The sequence below is a fragment of the Vibrio sp. JZG120 genome (assembly GCF_053890955.1).
The window spans coordinates 52,745-72,089 of the sequence record NZ_JBSRRK010000010.1 but is presented as its reverse complement, the minus strand read 5'-3'; the positions used below and the strand labels follow the sequence as shown (position 1 = coordinate 72,089).

The following is a 19,345-nucleotide window of genomic DNA, read 5'->3' as shown; positions in this document are numbered from 1 at the left end:
GCTCCGATGGAGCCTTTTTGCTTTCCGTTCTTCTTTATTTTCCTTGCTTCAAACCGATTCACTTTAAAACTGAACGCAAACTTTGCGCACTGTGTAAAGGTATCGCGAAGCGATGCGCCACATCGCGTAGAGCTTCCACCTGAGCCGCGTTGCTGATTGCTAATTCGCCTGCCACATTGAAGTGGTTGTTCTCAAAACCAACTCTCACATCAAACCCAAGTAACATCGCACTCGCTAAACAGTCTTGCTCTCGCGCGCCAAAAGCACAAATGGCACATCGAATTTCTTCCTCGACAAAACGCGCCAAATTCAAACCTCGTAAATCCCATGGCGAAGACTGTTGAGCTTGGTGATAACGCCCTAACACCACTAAGGCATGCTGATACGTTTTAGGTAACACGCCCGCATCGCGTAGTTGGAAATAACGTTCAATGTCGGTTGCATCGTAGAGAATAATTTGGCTCACGATGTTGTGCTCTGCCAACCAATGGAAAAAGGCATGCCCTTCTTTCTCACTTGCGCGATCGGGGATTAACTCCCTCAATGCGAAAGAAGCCGCTTCAGGTTTCACAGCTTTGACTAACGCCCGCTGTTGTGGCGGAGGATATAAACCCACCGCTTCTGTGGTGAGCTGAACCATCATGGTTTCTCCCACCGCTTCTTTCACGGCATGGTAAATTTCCATGTTGTCGTCGATGTCTAATGAATGACGTCCGTTGGCGTCTCTAGCATGCAAATGGATCATGGCAGCCCCTGCCGTTTGACAAGCAATAGCCTCTGCAACCAGTTCGTCTGTTGTCATGGGTAAGTTGACGTGATCGTGCTTGGTTTTTCTTGCGCCGTTTGGAGCCACGATAATAGCGATAGGTTCTCGCAAATATTGGTTTGCTACTTCCATGTCTCCGCCACCTCTTTTAACGTCAGTGAGAGTTTGCCGACTAGTTCATCAATATGATGAGACTGAATAATGAATGGCGGTGCGAGCAAAATATGGTGCCCATTAACACCATCAATCGTTCCGCCCATTGGGTAGCACATTAAGCCATTTTCCATTGCTCGATGTTTGATGCGTTTGTCTGCCAATGTGGTTTTACTCAGAGGCGCCTTGCTTTCTTTATCCGCCACCAGCTCAATGCCAAAAAACAAGCCTTTACCACGAATGTCGCCAATGTATGGTAAATGGGCCAATGCAGAAGCAAGCTCATTACGCAGCAAAACACTTTGCTGATTCACCGCCGTTAATAAGTCATCTTGGAAGATGGTTTGAATGGTTGCCACGGCGGCAGCGCACGCCACAGGGTGCGCCATAAAAGTATGACCGTGTTGGAAAAAACCGCTTCCATCAGCAATAGCTTGATAGACTCGATCATTCGCAACCACCGCGCCAATAGGTTGATAACCCGCACCAAGCCCTTTAGCCATACAAACCAGATCGGGCTCTGCCTCTTCTTGCTCAAACGCAAAAAAACTGCCACTGCGCCCAACGCCACACATGACTTCATCCAAGATCAATAACACATCGTATTGGTCGCATATTTCGCGAATACGTTTGAAGTAACCTTGAGTTGCTGGCACAGCTCCAGCTGTGGCTCCCACAATAGGCTCGGCGACAAAAGCCATTACATTCTCAGCCCCCAACTCAAGAATTTTTGCCTCAAGTTCATTCGCCGTTCGTAATGAGTAATCCAATTCCGACTCATCACTCTGCTGATACCGATAAGCATAGCAAGGGGCAATGTGATGGCTCGGATGCAAGATAGGCTTGAACGGTTCACGTCGCCATTCATTACCACCGACCGCCAGAGCTCCCAACGTATTGCCGTGATAACTTTGCTGACGCGCGATGAATTGCTTCTTCTCTGGCTTACCTGATTCCACAAAATACTGCCGCGCCATTTTTAGTGCCGACTCCACCGCTTCTGATCCGCCACTGACTAAATACACATGGTTGAACTGCTCAGGCATGTACTGACAAATCAATTCCGCTAGTCGCTCACCGCTGTCACTAGTAAAAAATCCAGTATGAGCAAACGGAACTCGCTCGAGCTGTTCCAACATGGCTTTTTTAACGGCTTGATGACTGTGGCCAAGGTTTGATACCGCAGCGCCGCCACAAGCATCGAGATACTGTTTCCCTTGTTTATCGAATAGATAAACACCCTCACCTTTATCGATGATTGGCAGCGTGGCATGGCAATGACGGTGAAATACGTAAGACATTTGAGTCCCTTCCAATGTATAAGATTTGCACACATCATCAGGAACAAACCCAAACGTGACAAGGGAATAAATTTCACCCTCTATGAGCTTTTGGAATACCACAAACCAAAAGAACCAAAGCCTTTGATATTTAAATAATAAAATAAAAACAGGCCAGCTTTTTTAAAGGCTGGCCTATGGGTAACCAAAAGCTAAAAACAGAATCGTTTACGCGTTTAGTGCCTGTTCTAAATCGGCTAGAATATCGTCAATATGCTCAATACCTACAGATAAACGAATCATCTCTGGTGACACACCAGCTTGTTTTTGTTCTGCTTCGCTCAACTGACGATGAGTCGTCGATGCTGGATGGCAAGCCAATGATTTTGCATCGCCAATGTTCACCAAACGCTTAAAGATTTTCAGAGCGTCATAAAAGCGCACACCTGCGTCATAGCCGTCTTTTAAACCAAACGACAAAATCGCAGAAGGCTTACCTTTCATGTATTTTTCGGCGAGATGGAAGTGTTCAGAACTTGGCAATCCGGCATAACTCACCCAACTGACTTTGTCATTCTGTTCCAAGAACTCAGCCACTTTGAGAGTGTTCTCGGTATGGCGCTCCATACGCAGCGGTAACGTTTCTAGCCCTTGCATAAGCATAAATGCATTCATCGGTGATAATGCAGATCCGGTATTACGCAATGGTACGGTACGCGCACGCCCGATAAATGCCGCCTCACCAAACGCTTCGGTATACACCACGCCGTGGTAAGAAGGTTCTGGTTGGTTGAAAACGGGAAAGCGGTCTTTGTGCTGCGCCCAAGGGAATTTACCGGAATCCACAATCACTCCACCCAATGTGGTGCCATGCCCACCAACGTATTTAGTGAGAGAGTGAACTACGATATCCGCACCGAACTCGATGGGTTTGCACAGCACTGGCGTCGCGACGGTGTTATCCACAATCACAGGTACGCCTTGTGCGTGAGCAAGCTCTGCTACGCGTTCTAAATCAATGATATTACCGGCTGGATTACCAATGCTCTCGCAGTACACCGCTTTGGTATTTTCATCAATTAACTCAGCCAAACTTTCTGGTTTGTCATCTTTGGCAAACTTCACCTGAATACCTTGATTTGGCAGCATGTGCGCAAACAAGGTGTAAGTACCGCCATAAAGTTGCGGCGTAGAGACGATGTTATCGCCCGCTTGTGCTAACGTCAGAATCGCATAGTTAATCGCTGCACTCCCCGCGCTCACGACCAACCCTGCAATGCCACCTTCTAACGCCGCCATGCGTTTTTCCAGAACATCGTTAGTCGGATTCATGATGCGAGTGTAGATATTCCCCGGTACTTCCAAGTTAAACAGATCAGCGCCGTGCTGCGCGTTATCAAACTCGTACGCGACCGTTTGATAAATCGGTGTCGCGACAGATTTAGTGGTAGGGTCAGTTTCGTAACCAAAATGGATGGATAGCGTTTCGTCTTTCATGTTCTTCCTTGAGCGTCATCGAGATAAATCGTGGACTTATCATGCCGACTTTTTAACCACAGAACCTCGTTATGGGTCACATTGCCCAAGTCCAGAAACGTTTATGAAATAGGAAAAGGTAACATTTTTGATATTCATCGATAGGTATAACTTGCGCTTGATTGAAAGTCTTTAATCTTGTTGATAATCCTCCTTCAATATGAACTAAAGTGAATGTGACCTATTGAGTTCTCAAACTCATTGAGATGGGAGCAATAGGCAAAAAACTTACTCTGTATGGAGATGACCGATGAACAAAAACTGGATCCCCATTGCCCTATCTGGGCTTGCTTTAACGGGGTGTTTTTCTGAAGAAGCGAAAGAAGTAGAAGCCGTCGCCGAGCCACTCAAAGTAACCGCCGCAGACAAAATTTATTATGGTGGCGAAATCCTAACCATGGCTAGCGATAAGCCAGAGTACGCCGAAGCCGTCGCGACATTAGGCGAGAAAATCATTTATGTCGGCAGCAAAGATGGAGCGATGGAACACAAGTTCGGTAAAACACAGTTGGTCGACTTAAAAGGCAAAACTATGTTGCCTGGCTTTGTTGATCCGCACAGTCATGTGTATGGTGTTGGTCTGCAAGCCATGGTCGCAAACGTGCTGCCATCTCCTGACGGCGAAGCCGATACCGTAGCGAAAATCATCAAAACTCTAAAAAATGCCGAGAACAATAATACGCAACGCCTATTCATTGAGAAAACGGGTTGGATTTTAGGTTTTGGTTACGACGACGCCCAACTGGATTACTACCCTACCAAAGCGGATCTCGATAAAGTCAGTACAGATAAGCCTGTATTGATCATCCACACTTCGGGGCATTTGAGTGTCGCGAACAGTAAAGCGTTAGAGCTCGCAGGCATCACATCAGAATCGGAAGATCCAAAAGGTGGCATTATCCGCCGAATGGAAAACAGCCAAGAACCAAATGGTGTTCTAGAAGAAAACGCGCACTTTGCAATGCTGTTCAACCTCAATAAGTTGATTGATTCTGAGCTTCAAGATCGCATGTTAGAAGCCTCGCAAGGTATGTACGCGAAATATGGCTATACCACGGCTCAAGAAGGACGAGCAACATCAGAAGGTTATGAAGCGATGAAACGCGCGTCGAAAAACGACAAACTGATGATCGACTTGGTTGCGTACGCCGATATGGTATCGAGCAGTGATTTTATGGACTCGGAATACAACACGCCAGAGTACACCAACCATTTCCGCATCGGTGGCGTAAAGCTGAACTTTGATGGCTCTCCACAAGGTAAAACGGCATGGCTAAGTCAGCCTTACTTCCACCCGCCACATGGACAAGATAAAGACTACGCTGGCTACCCAACTTTCGAAGATCAACAAGCTTACGATTACGTAGAAACGGCCTTTAAAAATGAATGGCAAGTGCTAACGCATGCCAATGGTGACGCTGCGATAGAGCAATTTATCAACGCAGTGACCAAAGCAAATGAAAAGCTAGGAAAACAAGACCGCCGACCTGTACTCATTCACGGACAAACCATGCGCCAAGACCAAGTGAATCGCTTAGCTGCGCAAGGCATCTTCCCTTCTCTATTCCCAATGCATACTTTTTATTGGGGTGACTGGCATGTGGACTCGGTGCTCGGCCATCCTCGTGCCGATTTCATTTCACCAACTCAAGCGGTGAGAAAGGCGGGGTTAAAATTCAGTACACACCATGACGCACCTGTGGCGCTGCCAAGTTCATTCCGAGTATTAGATGCGACCGTCAATCGCACCACCAGAACCGATAAAGTACTGGGACCAGATCAGCGTGTTGACACGTATACCGCGCTGCAAGCCATGACCATTTGGCCGGCTTACCAACACTTTGAGGAGTCGTATAAAGGTTCTATCGAGGTGGGTAAGAATGCGGATTTAATCATCCTCGATAACAACCCGATGAAGATTGAACCTAAGGCGCTAAAAGACCTAAACGTGGAAGAAACCATCAGCCGAGGCGAGTCGGTTTATCAACGACAGTAATCCAAAATAAAACACCGCCGTCATCGAGGCGGTGTTTTCTATCTGACTCACCAAGCACTATATCTATTTACTCTCCACTTGCTGTAATAACCAAGTACGAAACTTGTTTGTGGACTGGCTTCGTGTGTTCATGATCAAGTAGTACCCTGCATTGGCTGGAACCGGCTGAAAGGGAGAAACTAAACGCTCTGTCGTCAATTCACCCTCAATCAGTGCCATTCGTGCCATCGCAATCCCAACTCCTGCTTCCGCTGCAGACATCGCCATATCCGTTCGATTAAAAAAGTGTCCAACATCGGTTTTAAAGTCTAATCCCATTGCTGACGCCCAATATAGCCACTCATAGTCACGCGTCGCTTTTTCCCATGGCATCGCATCGTGTAGTAGCGTCGCCTCCTGCCATTTCTTCACTGACATTGAGGATTCTTGTTCATCAAAAGGCACTTTTAGCCAACCATGATCCTCAAGGTACTTCGGACTCATTACGGGCAGCAGTTGCTCATCCAAAATCAACTCCGCGTTAGCATTTCGGTAAGGATGAAGACCATAGTCTATCGCGACGTCATAATCTTTTATCTCACTATTCACTAACGCCCCTTCCGCGAAGATTTGCACTTGGATATCCGGGTTCTCGTGATGAAAACTTTCCAGCTTTGGGACTAACCATTTAAAAGCAAAAGAAGGCGTTAATTTTAAGCGGATCTCATTGGTGTGCTTTTCTACTTTGAGCTCATCAAGCAGTTTGCTCAGCTCAGAAAAGTGAAACTGCGTTGCTTGGTGTAACTGAGTGCCTTTAGCGGTTAAACGAATACCGCGGGAATGGCGTTCAAATAAAGTAAAACCTAATAACGCTTCCAAATGAATAATTTGTTGGCTCACGGCTCCCGTAGTGAGGTGCAAAAACTTAGCCGCGCCAGTAAAGCTGCTGTGTTCCGCGACTTGGCTAAACAGACACAAGCCACTTATTAAATTACTTCTCATCCTTGAGCCTATAGTTTTTCTAAACGCTGTATGTAATTTATATCGATTGTTAACAAAAGGTAAAGAAAAGAAACTAACCACTCAGATAAATGTGTGGAGTACATCAATGGAAGTCATCGTATTAGGCAGCGGCGTCATCGGCTTAACCTCTGCTTGGTATTTATCTCAAGCAGGCTATCAAGTTACTGTTATTGACCGTCAACCAAGCAGTGCAATGGAAACAAGTTTCGCCAATGCTGGGCAGATCTCGTACGGCTATTCTTCGCCTTGGGCTGCGCCTGGTGTTCCTGTTAAAGCCATAAAGTGGTTAATGGAAGAGCATGCTCCACTCAAAATCAAACCAACCCTCAATGCCGATATGATCTGTTGGGCAAGTAAGATGGTGGCCAACTGCACCCTGTCTCGCTACCAAGTCAACAAAGCTCGCATGCTTTCGATAGCTAACCACAGTCGTATGTGTCTGGAACAATTACGTCAAGAACATGCCATTGAATATCAAGGTCGCCAGTTCGGCACCTTGCAAGTATTTCGAACGCCTCAACAGCTGCAAGCCATTGAAAAGGATATGCAGCTTCTAGAGCAAAGCGGGACTCGGTTTGAGTTGATGGACGTAGAACGCTGCATTGAACAAGAACCTGGACTGGATCTTGTGAAAGATAAACTGGTTGGTGGCTTGCACCTGCCAGATGACGAAACAGGCGATTGCTATCAGTTTTGCCAACAACTAACAGAACTCGCTAAGGCCCATGGCGTGAGGTTCGAGTTCGACACCGAAGTAAGCAATTGGGTTACAGTAGGCAAAAAGATCATAGGTGTCCAAACGAATCGAGGACAGTTTAAAGCGGACCAATATGTGGTTGCCTCTGGCAGCTATTCTACAGCGCTACTCAAGCAAATCGACATTGAGATTCCTGTCTATCCAGTAAAAGGCTATTCGCTCACCATCCCAATGGAAGATGAGCACTTCTCTCCTCGCTCTACTGTGATGGATGAAACCTATAAAGTCGCCATGACTCGGTTTGATGACAGAATTCGCGTAGCGGGCACCGCAGAATTAGCAGGGTTTGATGCCTCCCTTCCGCAAAAACGAAAAAACACCATCGAAATGGTCATCCGTGATCTTTTCCCTCGCTGCGGCGACTTTAGCCAAGCCGAGTTTTGGAGTGGCTTTAGACCAATGACGCCTGATGGCACACCGATTATTGGCGCAACTAAATACGATAACCTTTTTACTAACACCGGACACGGCACTCTGGGTTGGACTATGGCTTGTGGTTCTGGTCAATTACTAGCGAGCATTATGACTGGTGAAAAAGCGAAAGTGATGGATGACACAGAGCTTAACCTTTGCCGTTATGCATAAGGACATATCTGCATAAAAAACAAACAGGCCTTTACTCCACAAAATGCATATTATTTGGCATTTTTAACTCATCAAATGTGCAGCACATTTTAATGACAATGTGCTGCATATTTAATCATCAGACAAATCTTCTACCTCAAAGGAGCAAATAAGCAACAAGAACTAAATTTTAACAATCACTCTCCATTCTGTGTTCACCATCACGCTACAAAGGATTTACAGCCAAAAAAGTTAACAATTGCATTACATAAAGGGTAATGTATTGTGTGAAAAACAACCACAAACACAACTAACAGGGAAAATACTCATGCAGTCATTAGTTGATTTTCTGAATGGAATTATTTGGAGCCCGGTACTGATCTATCTGTGCCTTGGTGCAGGTTTGTTCTATTCAATCATGACGCGTTTTGTACAAATTCGTCACTTCTTTGAGATGTGGCGCTTATTACTTTCAGGGAAGAGTTCAACAAAAGGGATATCATCATTTCAGGCACTTGCCGTTTCACTATCTGGCCGTGTAGGTACAGGTAACATTGCTGGTGTTGCTGCCGCTATCGGTTTTGGTGGACCAGGCGCCGTATTCTGGATGTGGGTCGTTGCCTTCTTTGGCGCTGCAACCGCATACGCAGAGTCGACACTTGCGCAAATCTATAAAGAAGAAGACGAAGGTGAATTCCGTGGTGGTCCTGCTTACTACATTGAAAAAGCAATGGGACAAAAATGGTACGCTTGGATCTTCGCTATCGCAACCATCTTTGCATGTGGTGTTCTACTTCCTGGCGTTCAATCGAACAGCATCGGTAACGCAGTAGAAGCAGCATTTGGCTCAGGTGACATGATTGAAACCGCTATTGGTACCTTCAGTTTTGCTAAAATTTTCACTGGTACGGTTGTCTGTGTCATTCTGGCCTTCATCATCTTCGGTGGCGTAAAACGTATTGCGAACTTTACCCAAATCGTTGTGCCATTTATGGCGCTGGCTTACATCATCACTGCATTTGTCATCATCCTTCTAAACATTGGTGAGGTTCCACGCATTTTCGGCATGATCATTGGTGACGCGTTCACACCAATGGCAGGTGTTGGTGCGGCAATCGGTTGGGGTGTAAAACGTGGCGTTTACTCCAACGAAGCAGGTCAAGGTACTGGTCCTCACGCTGCAGCTGCAGCGAGTGTTGATCACCCAGCTCAGCAAGGTCTTGTTCAATCTTTCTCTATTTACATCGATACACTACTTGTGTGTTCAGCAACCGCGTTTATGATTCTTATCACTGGCGCGTACAACGTAAATGGTGCAGTTGAAGGTACGTTCCTAATTCAAAACCTACCGGCTGATATTGGTGCGAATGGTCCTGTATTTACGCAAATGGCGATCGAAAGTGCGCTACCTGGTGTGGGTAAGCCATTCATCGCAATCGCACTCTTCTTCTTTGCGTTTACGACCATTCTGGCTTACTACTACATTGCAGAAACGAACATTGCTTACATTCGTCGTACATTCAAAGTAAATGGGCTGATGTTTATTCTGAAAGTCATCATTATTTCATCCGTGTTCTACGGAACCGTGAAAACCGCCAACTTAGCCTGGGCGATGGGTGATGTAGGTGTAGGTCTAATGGCATGGCTTAACATCGTCGGTATTTTGATCATCTTCTTTATGTCGAAACCAGCTCTCAAAGCATTGAACGATTACGAAGAACAACAAAAACGTGGTGTGACCGACTTTACATTCAACCCTGTAGCGCTAGGCATTAAAGGCGCAGATTACTGGGAAGATAAGTACAAGCGTAAAACGGGTAAGGCACCAACGGCAGACAACAGTACTACAGAAACTGTAGAACAACCATCAACATAGCCTTAACGCATAAACAAGAAAAAGCAGTGGTCCGTTTAAGGGCATAAAAAAAGGGGATTAACCATTGGTTAATCCCCTTTTCTGTATTATGTGTAAAGGATTAAGCAGCGACAGCTTCAACTTTACGAGCGATTTTTGCTTTACCTACAGGTAGAACTTCACGACCAAATTCGTTGTTTAGTACCTGCGCCATTGCGAAGTAAATTGCACTTGCGCCACAGAAGATACCTTCGAAGCCAGCGATAGCACCGATCACTTCGCTACCAGTGAAATCACGAGCAGCAAGCAAGAAGAACAGGATAGTTAGAGAACCAAATACCACTTGCTTCGCTGTTGGGTAGCATAGAGAACCAATGAACATGAAACCAGTGAAGATGCCCCAAAGCGCTAGGTACCAACCCATAAAGCTTGCAGGGCTTGCAGGAAGACCCATGTGAGGCATTACGATTAGACCAACCAATGTTAGCCAAAATAGACCGTAAGAAGTAAACGCAGTTGTGCCGAACGTGTCACCGCGTTTAAAGCACATGATGCCAACGATTACTTGGCTAAGGCCACCGTAAAAGATGCCCATCGCTAGAATCATAGAGTCAATTGGGAAAAATCCTGCATTATGAATATTAAGCAGAATAGTGGTCATACCGAAACCCATTAGACCTAGCGGTGCTGGGTTAGCCAGTTTTGTCGACATGTACAAATACCTTTTTTCAAAAATGTTGATAAAAAATGCGCGCGAATTTTAATGGGCTCCAGAACAAAAGAGAAAAGCTGTTATTGAAAACTTAGATTCCATAAATAAACCACTACATATATAAAAAAAGACCCTGCGAAAAAGCAGAGTCTTTATATATGGTTAGGTTATTTTTCACTCGATTACTGGCAAGAAATCTCGTCCCAGAACCAGTTGCTCTGCGTTGGGCTTTCCCACACTCCAGGGCCATTTTTCGCAACAAAACATTTGTTTTGGTACGTCACTTTATCGCCGTTAGCGACTTGCGTTACGCCCGGCTCCCACTGAATAAAATTACCTGTCACTGGTGGTTCTGGCTCGGTTACTGGTGGCTCAGGTTCTGTGACGGGCGGTTCTGGCTCAGTCACCGGTGGTTCAGGTTCTGTTGTAGGCGGCTCAGTAGGTGTGCCTGAAACCAGCTTCCACGGGTCTCCTTTCGTTGGCTCATTACCTTGTGACCACCATTTCGCTTCATAAACAGCACCTTGGTAAGAGACTTGATCACCAGTGTTGTACACTTTGCCTGCATCCCAAGCTGCCACGCCTCCTACAGGCGGATCGACCGGATCAACAGGGTCTAGTTTTTCAACCACACGAACTTCAGGCCACCCCGCATGAGATTGGTAGAAGTTAGTTACGCACTTCTCGTAATCACCCGCAACTAGCGCAGAGTAAGCCGTTTGGAAACCAACCAACTCACATTCAAACGAATGGCCTCCAGGGCGATCTGAGTAGTATTTCCAGTTACCATCCCAGTTGGTGTAAAGCACGTCTGTCGCACCATTTAGGTTCAGACTGCCGTAAGGCGTCTGCTGCCAACAAGTGTTTGTTTCATCAGCTTCAATTGGAATTTGATAATGGGCGGCAAGACCTTCCCAATAACGAATACGGTTAACAGGTTGACCTTTATCCTTGTTTTGCTCACCACACTCAATACCACCATTGATCACGTTGATGGTGGTACCAAAGCCGTAACCAATACCAGCATCAAGCTCACGCTGTGAAGGCACCCAAGTACGGTCAATCACATGCAGCATTGCAGGTTTCGGTGCTTGTGGAGTTAGGAAGAACCAGATAGCCGATGCTAAGTTCAACCATGAATCCGCAACCAAGCCTGGATTTTTTAGCAATACAGATGCATCACCATCAAACATCACTTCAGAGAACGCGCCATAGTTAAAATGGTAAGAAAGCTGTTTAGCACCACGTCCAAAGTAACCTTGTCCTGGTTCACATGGCCAACGCTTGTTTTGCCAGTCATTCTGACCACAACCTGTCGTGTAACCTTCTTGACCTTCTGACCAGCCCATTTCACGCACATGAACCAAAGCTTGCTGCCACTCTTCCAATCCAAGAGGGTTATCCGATACGTTATCAATCGAAATATGACCACCAGTTTCCTGCGCAAAGTGAGCAAAGGCTGTCACGATCGATTTTTTACAAATCGCATCCGAATCTCGACCATCCGTGTACTCACCACAGAATGCAGGGAACTTACCAATTGCACGTAGGAAACGCGTGTAAGTGTATTCAGGTGCCGCCATTTGAGTCAGGAAGTCCCACTCACTTTCAGGGAACACACGCTCTACACGCTTCACGTTTTCTGGATTGGTTGCCGCTCCTGGAACAATCGCCTCCACCACTGAGTTCGGGCGCGTCTCTAATGCTTGTGACCAAATGGCATACATAGGGTCAGAGGTTTTGCTTTGCTCTACGGCTTGAACGTCACCACGAGCAATGACATAACCGTTTGGATTCTGCGGATCGGGCTGGATATTCATACTCGCATTCGCTTGTGCAGCTAGGACACAACTCAATGCAAGAGGAAGATGTTTGAGTGCAAACATGTCTAGTCTCCGGATTTTAACAATACAATATACAAGGAATAACTAGACATATAGTGGATCATATATACAAAACGCCGAGCTAAGTGCGTTGATTCTGCGAGACAAAATGAATAAATAAGTCCTCGCACACATTTTGTCACAAGAAAAATGTTACCTTGACTCAAAAGAAAAGCGGAGACCCAATGAGCCTCCGCTTTATGATATTTCTATCTTTATTGTTCTCCCGAAACCACGTCTAGCTTCGCGGTTGATTTTTGTTTAGACAACACAAAATAAACCACACACTGAGCAACAATAGCGGCAAGCACAATCACTGGCGAGGCGTTGATTCCAGCTAAAAGGAAACACCCTAATGCAATCATTCCATTGAGTAATGCGTAAGGCAACTGTGTACGGAAGTGCTCATACTGCTCACACCCTGCCCCTGTCGACGACAAAATCGTCGTTTCAGAGATTGGAGAACAGTGGTCGCCAAACAGACCACCAGATAACACCGCACCAATACAAACCAACAAAGGAGCGTCAATCGCAACAGCGGTTGGGATCACTAATGGCATCATGATGGCGAACGTTCCCCACGACGATCCCGTCGCGAACGAGATAATACCAGCAAGCAAAAAGGCAACCGCTGGCAATAGCCAATAAGGGAAACCCGCTTGAGCTTGTTCAGCAATGTATGCAGCTGCACCTAATTCTTTCCCAACCGAGCTAAGCGCCCAAGCCAATACCAGAATCACCGCCACTGACATCATGTTTGACATCCCTTTCAGATAAACCTGAATACCATCCGAAAGCTTTCTTACGCCATAAAACGCCATCAGCGCAATTAAAGTGAAGGCCGCGAAGAAATATGCAGAAGAAAGTGCAGCCCTAAACGTTGATCCTGCCACTTTTTGAAATGGAAAACCGTGTGGCACGAGGATGGTACATAGAACCACTAGCATAACGAGCAAAGGCGCCCATACAAAACTAGATTTTGCATTTTTATGCGTAAATACATTCATAGACTCCTGCACTTTCCCAAAGTCGGAGCCCTGTTCTGCTAACTGCTCAGCCTTCGCCATCGGTCCGAAATCTAATTTGAAGAAAGAGACAATCGGCACAATCGCGATCGCAAGAAAGGCGTAAAACTGATACGGGATCGCGCCAATGAAAGCATCCCAGTCACTCATACTGACATTCAGGGCAGTAAACTCTTTTTGAATCAATCCCATGATATAAACGCCCCATCCGATAAAAGGAATCAAGATTGCGACGGGAGAGGAAGTAGAATCGATAATAAAAGCTAATTTTTGGCGTGATACTTTTAACTTATCAAATAAAGGACGAAAAACAGGACCAACAATCAACGGTGTACCAAGGTCAGAGAAGAAAATAACCACACCACCGAACCATGCGGACAGTTGAGCTTGGCATTTACTCGCCACCCACTGAGTGACCTTTTTAGCAAAAGCAACGCCACCACCAGACTTTTCCATCAGCGCAACGAAACCACCAATGAACACTAATAACAAAATCACACCAGCGTTGTAGCTATCGGTAAGTTGCGGCAGTAGATAGCTTTTCATCAACGCACTAAACGAGTCTAGTGGTCCTTTTTCGACAAATGTCCCTTCAAGCATAGCGACGCCACTGACCACACCAGCGAATAAACCAACGACGACATTTCTCGTCGTCAGAGCGAGGAAAAGAGTAATAAGGATGGGAATGAGAGAGGTAACTTCAGCCTGTTCCATAGCAATACCATTTATAATATTCAAATAATTAAAATGAATATATATTTAATTTTATCGCATGTATATATCTCCTATAAAAAAGTTGAGTCCCCTCTTCACAAATTTGAAGCACAAAAAAACCAGCCCGGAGGCTGGTTCTTATAAACTCAACAGTCTAGAGGAAAATTATTCCCACTCGATTGTCGCTGGTGGCTTACCAGAAATGTCGTAAACAACACGAGAAATGCCATCAACTTCGTTGATAATACGGTTAGATACCTTACCTAGGAAGTCGTATGGTAGGTGCGCCCAGTGTGCCGTCATAAAGTCGATGGTTTCTACTGCACGTAGTGATACAACCCAGTCGTATTTACGGCCATCGCCCATTACACCTACAGAGCGAACTGGTAGGAATACCGTGAACGCTTGAGATACTTTGTCATATAGGTCTGCAGCGTGAAGCTCTTCAATGAAGATAGCATCAGCACGACGTAGCAAGTCACAGTATTCTTTCTTGATTTCACCAAGAACACGAACACCTAGACCTGGACCTGGGAATGGGTGGCGGTAAAGCATGTTATAAGGCAGGCCTAATTCTAGACCAATCTTACGAACTTCATCTTTGAACAGCTCACGTAGTGGCTCAACAAGACCCATTTCCATTTCATCTGGTAGACCACCCACATTGTGGTGTGATTTTATCACGTGCGCTTTACCAGTCTTAGATGCCGCAGACTCGATTACGTCTGGGTAGATGGTACCTTGCGCTAGCCATTTTGCATTTTTCAGCTTTTTCGACTCTTCATCGAATACATCTACAAATACGTGGCCGATTGTCTTACGCTTCTCTTCTGGGTCAGACTTGCCTTTCAGAGCTTCAAGGAAACGATCTTCTGCATCAACTTTGATAATGTTTAGGCCGAACTTATCGCCAAACATATCCATCACTTGTTGGCCTTCGTTTAGACGAAGTAGACCGTTATCGACAAATACACACGTTAGCTTGTCGCCAATTGCGCGGTGCACCAGCATCGCAACAACAGATGAATCCACACCACCAGATAAGCCTAGGATAACTTCGTCGTCACCCACTTGCTCTTTAATGCGAGCAACCGCGTCTTCGATGATAGATTCCGATGTCCATAGACGCTCACAGCCACATACGCCAAGAACAAAGTTCTCAAGCATTTGTAGGCCACCTTTTGTGTGTGTCACTTCTGGGTGGAACTGAACGCCGTAGTATTTCTTCTCTTCGTTCGCCATCGCAGCGTAAGGACAAGTGTCTGTCTCACCAACTTTTACGAAATCGGCTGGGATCTCTACTACTTTGTCGCCGTGGCTCATCCATACGTCTTGAGTTGCTTCAAGATCTTTAAATAAGGCACATTCACCAGAAACTTTAACCTGAGCGTAGCCAAACTCACGTTCGTTAGAGCCTGCTACTTTGCCACCTAGTTGTTCCGCCATAGTTTGCATGCCGTAACATACGCCAAGTAAAGGAACACCAGAGTCAAATACATATTGAGGCGCGCGTGGAGAGTTCTCTTCCGTTACGCTTTCTGGACCGCCAGATAGGATAATGCCATCTGGGTTGAATTCGCGAATATCCGCTTCTTCTACATCCCAGCTCCATAGTTCACAGTAAACGCCGATTTCACGTACGCGGCGTGCTACTAATTGAGTGTACTGAGAACCGAAGTCCAAGATCAGAATACGTTGGTCATGGATATTTTTAGTCATTTTGAGCAGTCTTTTTAAGGCTAAGTGATTAAAACCGAGGCGAGTGTACTCGCCTCTTCTTAATGCTTCAAGGAAAAAGCAAACGTTTCCGTTAAGTAATCAGTTCCCTAGACGGTAGTTCGGTGCTTCCTTAGTAATTTGAACATCGTGTACATGAGACTCTTGCATACCAGCACCAGAGATACGTACAAATTCAGCTTTCGTACGCATATCTTCGATAGTTGCAGAGCCAGTTAGACCCATGCTTGAACGTAGACCACCCATTTGTTGGTGTACGATCTCTTTTAGACGGCCTTTGTATGCGATACGACCTTCGATACCTTCTGGTACTAGCTTGTCCGCTGCGTTGTCAGACTGGAAGTAACGGTCAGAAGAACCTTGAGACATTGCACCAAGAGAACCCATGCCACGGTAAGACTTGTAAGAACGGCCGTTGTATAGAATCACTTCACCCGGCGCTTCTTCAGTACCTGCAAACATAGAACCAACCATCACACATGATGCGCCTGCTACGATTGCTTTACAGATATCACCTGAGAAACGGATACCACCGTCAGCGATAACTGGAATACCATAATCATTAGCAACTTCTGCCGCATCTGCGATTGCAGTGATTTGTGGAACTCCCACACCCGTTACAATACGAGTTGTACAGATAGAACCAGGGCCGATACCAACTTTCACTGCGCTTACGCCAGCTTCGATTAGTGCTTTAGCACCAGCACCTGTTGCTACGTTACCACCGATGATGTCTAGATCTGGGTAAGCTGCACGTGTTTCACGAATGCGGCTTAGAACACCTTCAGAATGACCGTGTGAAGAGTCGATAAGTAGAACGTCAACGCCAGCTTCAACTAGTGCAGCAACTCGCTCTTCGTTACCAGCACCAGCACCAACTGCTGCGCCAACACGTAGGCGACCACGCTCATCTTTACATGCGTTTGGTTTACGTTCTGCTTTGTGGAAGTCTTTCGCAGTAATCATACCGGTTAGTTGGAACTCATCATTCACAACCAATACTTTCTCTACGCGAGCTTCGTGCATTTTCTCTTGCACTTCTTCTCGTGTAGCACCTTCTTTAACCGCTGCCAACTTCTCTTTTGGCGTCATTACTGAAGATACTTTCTTAGAAAGGTCCGTCACAAAACGAACGTCACGACCAGTGATAATACCAACAAGCTCATTGCTCTCAGTGACAACAGGGAAACCTGCAAAACCATGCTTTTCAGTGAGTGCAACAACATCAGCGATGGTCGCGTCAGGGTTTACTGTAACCGCGTCAGTCACCATACCAGCTTCGAACTTCTTAACTTTACGAACTTCGGCTGCCTGCTGCTCAATAGACATGTTCTTGTGGATAAAGCCAATGCCACCCTCTTGCGCTAGCGCGATCGCTAGACGAGCTTCAGTAACAGTGTCCATAGACGCTGAAATCATAGGGATGTTTAGGGTGATGTTCTTAGTTAGCTGAGTGCGAAGATCAGCTGTGTTTGGGAGAACGGTGGAGTGTGCTGGCACAAGTAGTACGTCATCGAATGTCAGCGCTTCTTTGGCAATTCTTAGCATTTGCAATATCTCACAATTAGAGGAGTAAAAAGAACAATCCAATCTCATCGTTTCGCATAATGAGGGTAACCTGTGTTAGCAACAAGCTACATTTGGATTAGATATTGCGGAGGGATTATACGGTTAACGCAATCGCTTGACCACAAATTTTTTAATTTTTTTCTTGCAATTACCCCCTTGCTATGTATTATATTGCCGCTAATTTCCATACTCACGTCTAAGAGATTAGCTGTGCTCTCCAAGACCAATCAAAACATCTTTACTGTTTCTCGTCTCAACGCAGAAGTTCGTTTACTCCTTGAAAACGAAATGGGGATCGTTTGGCTCGTCGGAGAGATATCCAACTTTTCAGCTCCTGTCTCTGGTCACTGGTACCTCACTCTTAAAGACTCTCGCGCTCAAGTTAAATGTGCCATGTTTCGTGGTAACAATCGCCGCGTTACTTTCAAGCCCACTAACGGTAATCAAGTCCTAGTAAAAGCTCGTCTTTCTCTTTATGAGCCTCGCGGTGACTACCAATTGATCATCGAAAGCATGCAACCGGAAGGTGACGGCCGTCTTCAGCAAGAGTTTGAAGAGCTGAAAATGAAGCTTGCCGCAGAAGGGTTGTTCGCTCAAACCAATAAGCAACCTTTGCCTGAACACCCAAAACGTGTTGGCGTCATCACATCGAAAACTGGTGCCGCGCTTTACGATATCTTAGACGTATTGAAACGTCGTGATCCTTCCCTACCCGTTGTGATTTATCCGACAGTGGTACAAGGTGAAGATGCAGCCATTCAAATCGCACAAGCCATTGGTCGCGCTAACAGCCGTGATGAATGTGATGTGCTAATTGTGGGCCGAGGTGGTGGTTCATTGGAAGACTTATGGTGCTTTAACAACGAGATATTAGCTCGCACGATTGCAGCAAGCCAAATTCCTATTATTAGCGCCGTTGGACATGAAGTCGACGTGACAATAGCTGATTTTGTCGCCGACGTACGCGCGCCTACTCCATCAGCAGCAGCTGAGCTAGTAAGCCGTGATAACAGCCACAAAGATCAAGCTTTAGTTACCCGCCAGCATAAGTTAGCGAGCGCGATGCGTTACTACCTAGCACAACAAAAGCAGCAATCTGCGCAATTAGTGCACCGTCTAGAGAGACAGCACCCAAGCTATCGCTTGCAGCGTCAGACGCAACAGTTAGATGAGTTGGACATGCGCTTACAGCGAGCGATGAGTCGTTTTATTGCCTTGCGTCAACAGCGAATCGAGCGTCAACATTATCGGCTGCAATTAAATTCTCCTGTAACACGCCTTGCCGAGCAGAAGTCGAAGCTAGAACGTGTTGAGCAAAAGCTCATGGATGCAATGGATCGCAAGTTACTGACTATGCGCCATCAACTCGCGATTGCTGCAGAGAAGTTAGACACCGTCAGCCCGCTAGCGACATTGAAACGAGGTTACTCAATTACTCAAACTGAGCAAGGTAAAGTGATTACTCAATCTTCAGATGTAAAATCGGGAGATGTATTGATTACTCGATTAGCCGAAGGCGACGTTCGTTCTACCGTTAACTGAATACAAACTCTGGTTAACTGATTTTCTGGAACTCAAATCGGACACGTGATTTTGATTTGAGTTCATTACACACATTACAAAAGTAACTCGCAGCACCGCATGCTTGCAGCTTCTCCAGCTCCGCCTCACAATCAGGGCAAAAACCTACTTTTTTAAAATCCGATTCACACTGTGCACAATGGTATTGTCCTGTCCATTCCAGTTCGACATTGCAAGTCGGGCAAATGTTCTGCTGCATATCCCGTTCCTCTCTC

At 45.9% G+C, this 19,345-nt stretch carries 14 protein-coding genes; 4 read left to right on the top strand and 10 right to left on the bottom strand.

Annotated features, from left to right (window positions below; translation table 11 throughout):
* Positions 1-58: 58 nt before the first annotated feature.
* From ACWPOD_RS18360 to ACWPOD_RS18350, 3 genes are all read right to left on the bottom strand, one after another.
* Entirely contained in the window at positions 59-898 is an 840-nt protein-coding gene (locus ACWPOD_RS18360) for a 3-keto-5-aminohexanoate cleavage protein (protein WP_456232115.1), read from the bottom strand.
* Positions 889-2,220: an aspartate aminotransferase family protein gene (locus ACWPOD_RS18355; RefSeq protein WP_456232114.1), complete on the bottom strand. Its 1,332-nt coding sequence runs from the start codon at positions 2,218-2,220 to the stop codon at positions 889-891. Before ACWPOD_RS18355 ends, ACWPOD_RS18360 begins: the two co-directional genes overlap by 10 nt.
* Positions 2,221-2,427: 207 nt before the next feature.
* Positions 2,428-3,696, bottom strand: a complete 1,269-nt coding sequence (locus ACWPOD_RS18350) for an O-acetylhomoserine aminocarboxypropyltransferase/cysteine synthase family protein (RefSeq protein WP_005391505.1) — start codon at positions 3,694-3,696, stop codon at positions 2,428-2,430.
* Positions 3,697-3,985: 289 nt separating this feature from the next.
* Between ACWPOD_RS18350 and ACWPOD_RS18345 the strand changes: the two genes are divergently transcribed.
* A complete protein-coding gene (locus tag ACWPOD_RS18345; protein WP_167426850.1) occupies positions 3,986-5,731 on the top strand; it encodes an amidohydrolase in 1,746 nt (581 codons plus the stop codon).
* Between the two features lie 63 nt (positions 5,732-5,794).
* On the opposite strand, the gene ACWPOD_RS18340 is transcribed toward ACWPOD_RS18345, so the two are convergent.
* A complete protein-coding gene (locus tag ACWPOD_RS18340; protein ID WP_167426851.1) occupies positions 5,795-6,712 on the bottom strand; it encodes a LysR substrate-binding domain-containing protein in 918 nt (305 codons plus the stop codon).
* A 106-nt stretch (positions 6,713-6,818) separates the two neighbouring features.
* On the opposite strand from ACWPOD_RS18340, the gene ACWPOD_RS18335 reads away from it, so the two are divergent.
* Positions 6,819-8,075 carry a D-amino acid dehydrogenase gene (locus tag ACWPOD_RS18335; protein ID WP_456232113.1) on the top strand — a complete coding sequence of 419 codons (1,257 nt, stop codon included), beginning with the start codon at positions 6,819-6,821 and terminating at the stop codon, positions 8,073-8,075.
* Positions 8,076-8,382: 307 nt separating this feature from the next.
* A complete protein-coding gene (locus tag ACWPOD_RS18330) occupies positions 8,383-9,930 on the top strand; it encodes an alanine/glycine:cation symporter family protein (RefSeq protein WP_012842106.1) in 1,548 nt (515 codons plus the stop codon).
* Positions 9,931-10,030: 100 nt separating this feature from the next.
* Here ACWPOD_RS18330 and ACWPOD_RS18325 read toward each other — a convergent pair whose 3' ends face one another.
* The 5 genes from ACWPOD_RS18325 to guaB form a co-directional block, all read right to left on the bottom strand.
* Positions 10,031-10,621, bottom strand: coding sequence for an acetate uptake transporter (locus ACWPOD_RS18325; RefSeq protein ID WP_005391518.1), 591 nt, complete (start codon positions 10,619-10,621; stop codon positions 10,031-10,033).
* 182 nt (positions 10,622-10,803) lie between these two features.
* Positions 10,804-12,507 carry a chitinase gene (locus tag ACWPOD_RS18320; RefSeq protein WP_005391520.1) on the bottom strand — a complete coding sequence of 568 codons (1,704 nt, stop codon included), beginning with the start codon at positions 12,505-12,507 and terminating at the stop codon, positions 10,804-10,806.
* 212 nt (positions 12,508-12,719) lie between these two features.
* Positions 12,720-14,243, bottom strand: coding sequence for a Na+/H+ antiporter NhaC family protein (locus ACWPOD_RS18315; protein ID WP_006741871.1), 1,524 nt, complete (start codon positions 14,241-14,243; stop codon positions 12,720-12,722).
* 165 nt (positions 14,244-14,408) lie between these two features.
* Positions 14,409-15,962 carry a glutamine-hydrolyzing GMP synthase gene (gene guaA / locus ACWPOD_RS18310; protein WP_005391523.1) on the bottom strand — a complete coding sequence of 518 codons (1,554 nt, stop codon included), beginning with the start codon at positions 15,960-15,962 and terminating at the stop codon, positions 14,409-14,411.
* Between the two features lie 99 nt (positions 15,963-16,061).
* Positions 16,062-17,528, bottom strand: coding sequence for an IMP dehydrogenase (gene guaB / locus ACWPOD_RS18305; protein ID WP_005391524.1), 1,467 nt, complete (start codon positions 17,526-17,528; stop codon positions 16,062-16,064).
* A gap of 231 nt (positions 17,529-17,759) precedes the next feature.
* On the opposite strand from guaB, the gene xseA reads away from it, so the two are divergent.
* Positions 17,760-19,091, top strand: coding sequence for an exodeoxyribonuclease VII large subunit (xseA, locus tag ACWPOD_RS18300; RefSeq protein WP_012842111.1), 1,332 nt, complete (start codon positions 17,760-17,762; stop codon positions 19,089-19,091).
* Between the two features lie 13 nt (positions 19,092-19,104).
* Here xseA and ACWPOD_RS18295 read toward each other — a convergent pair whose 3' ends face one another.
* Complete coding sequence (locus tag ACWPOD_RS18295; protein WP_012842112.1) at positions 19,105-19,329, bottom strand: zinc ribbon domain-containing protein; 225 nt, start codon at positions 19,327-19,329, stop codon at positions 19,105-19,107.
* Positions 19,330-19,345: the final 16 nt, after the last annotated feature.